The organism is Nocardia salmonicida NBRC 13393, assembly GCF_001613085.1.
Taxonomy (GTDB): Bacteria; Actinomycetota; Actinomycetes; order Mycobacteriales; family Mycobacteriaceae; genus Nocardia; species Nocardia salmonicida.
In genome coordinates this window covers 1-1,989 of the sequence record NZ_BDBR01000082.1, presented here as the reverse complement: position 1 = coordinate 1,989, position 1,989 = coordinate 1, and the positions used below count along the sequence as shown (strand labels likewise).

The window sequence follows — 1,989 nt, the reverse complement described above, 5'->3', positions numbered from 1 at the left end:
GCCCGAGCATGTCCACCCGCTCCCCGGTGACGATCGCTCCGATACTCGGATCGCGGCCGAGGATTTCCTGCCGCGGTTGCCGTTCGGGTCGTTGGATTCCTGGACCGGGCGTACCCGGTTCGAACGCTGGCTCGACACCGACAAAGCCGTGATCCTCACTGTCGATCCGGCCTTCAAGCACCCCGCCTACATCTTCAACGAGCAGCGCGGGCACTGGCGCGACGGGTGCTGGTACTCCAAGAAAATTGAACGAACGAATTGCACGGCCCCACAAGGGACGCCAACGCCGACGTGCCCCCAAGCGACCACAGGTCTCGATCCCAGACCTCGGCACCACCATCGCGTGGATTCGAGACGATCTCGGACTCACCCAGAACCAAGCCGCCGCAGCGGTCAACTTCAGCGCCGTCCATCTGGGACGTTTCGAGCGCGGCGAGTCCAAGCCGCCCCCTGACACTCTCGAAGGGATCATCAGCGGATGGCGCCTGGACAAGGCGATGGCCTCCCACCTGCGTGAGCTCGCAGGGCCCGCGATCATGCTCGCACCACCCGACGCTTTGCGCAGCTATGTCCGGGCCGAGAAGTCCCTGAGGCTCAACCTCGAGCGGCTCCAAGTCCGCGCCATCCCAGCCGCCTTCGTCGATCCCTTTGGGAACCTGTTGGCGCACAACGCCTTGCTCACCACAGCCTTTCCCGGCATCCAAGACATCGGCTCGACGTCGATATGGATGTTCAGCGATCACAGCAAAGCCGTGATCGTCGACCCCGAAGGGGAGGGTTCATTGACGGTCGCGATGCTGAAATCAGCCCTGGGCAGGCACCGGAGTTCAGCACAGGCAAAAGAGCTCGTTTCCGCCTTGGCCCCGATCAGCGATGCTCGGCGACTGTGGGCAGCCAGCGTGAACGTCACCCGTGGGCGTGACTCGCAGTGCCCGTTGCACGCCTACGACGCCAACCACAGACCGGTCTCCTACCAGCTGGCGCTGACCGACGGCATGCTCGCTCACCATGTCCAGCTCCTCACGGCCACACCGGAGGAATACTCCGGCCCCGAAATCGATTAGCTACCAAGGACATCCGACCGGCGTAGAGGCGACAGATCTGCTCGCGCCGGTCGGCGCTTTGTGATCATTCACAGGCGATAGCTTGTCGCACTGTGCCCGAATCGGCGCCAATTTCTCGGTGCCAGCAGAAAATTGGTGGCGAACATCGCCGAATTTGTGTTTTCCTGTATATGGGAAGAGCCACTGATCGGGCCGAAAGGTGCCCGATGCAATTTCATACGACTGCCATCCCGCTCCCGAGGCGCGAGGATTCTTCAGCGCCGCCGCCGCGAGCTGTCTTCGCTCATCTGCTGTGGCATTTCCGGTGCCGCACCGGCTCTGACAGTTGCCGTGTCTTGAGCGCTGCCCCGCCACCTGGTGACAATTCTGTGCGCTGTGGCCGCCGCCGACACCGCACGAATAGTCGCGATTCTCTCGGCGATTGCCGCCCTCCTCAGACGCGGCGCGTACAGCACTGCGCATCCGTGCTCCACGTCGACCACGACCGGAGGCACGTCGGTGAACGATGAAGCCTCAACCCCACCTCCGCCGTCGCTTCGCCGGTGGGTCAACACCCGATCCGCGGCCGCCCACATCGGCATCCATCCCGAAGTGCTGCGGCGCTGGGCCCGCCAACCAGGCAAGCACACCTGGCTACCCAAACCCATCCGAGTCGGAAAGGAATTCCGTTGGGACATCGACGCACTCGAAACCGCCTTGGCGGACCTGAACGACCGACCACAGGAGCACGACGATGAGGCGCGGTAGACCGCCACGGCCTCTCGGCGTCCCTAGCAAACCCATGCTCACCGAAATTTCTCCCGGTCGCTGGAGTGCACGGGTGTACGTCCGCGACACTTCGGGCAGACGACGCGAGGTCACTCGCGTCTCTCCCCTCAAACTCAGCGCTCACGGCCGCGCGGTCCCGGACGGCACCGGACAACGT

At 63.9% G+C, this 1,989-nt stretch carries 3 protein-coding genes; 2 read left to right on the top strand and 1 reads right to left on the bottom strand.

The window, feature by feature from the left end; all coding sequences use genetic code 11:
* The coding region (locus tag NS1_RS41405) for a hypothetical protein (protein ID WP_218020019.1) at positions 1-214 on the bottom strand (214 nt) is incomplete at its 3' end.
* Between the two features lie 31 nt (positions 215-245).
* Between NS1_RS41405 and NS1_RS38285 the strand changes: the two genes are divergently transcribed.
* Together NS1_RS38285 and NS1_RS38280 are read left to right on the top strand one after the other, a co-directional pair.
* Positions 246-1,064, top strand: a complete 819-nt coding sequence (locus NS1_RS38285; protein WP_062992616.1) for a helix-turn-helix domain-containing protein — start codon at positions 246-248, stop codon at positions 1,062-1,064.
* Positions 1,065-1,562: 498 nt separating this feature from the next.
* Positions 1,563-1,811 carry a hypothetical protein gene (locus NS1_RS38280; protein WP_157125634.1) on the top strand — a complete coding sequence of 83 codons (249 nt, stop codon included), beginning with the start codon at positions 1,563-1,565 and terminating at the stop codon, positions 1,809-1,811.
* The last annotated feature ends 178 nt before the right edge of the window (positions 1,812-1,989 follow it).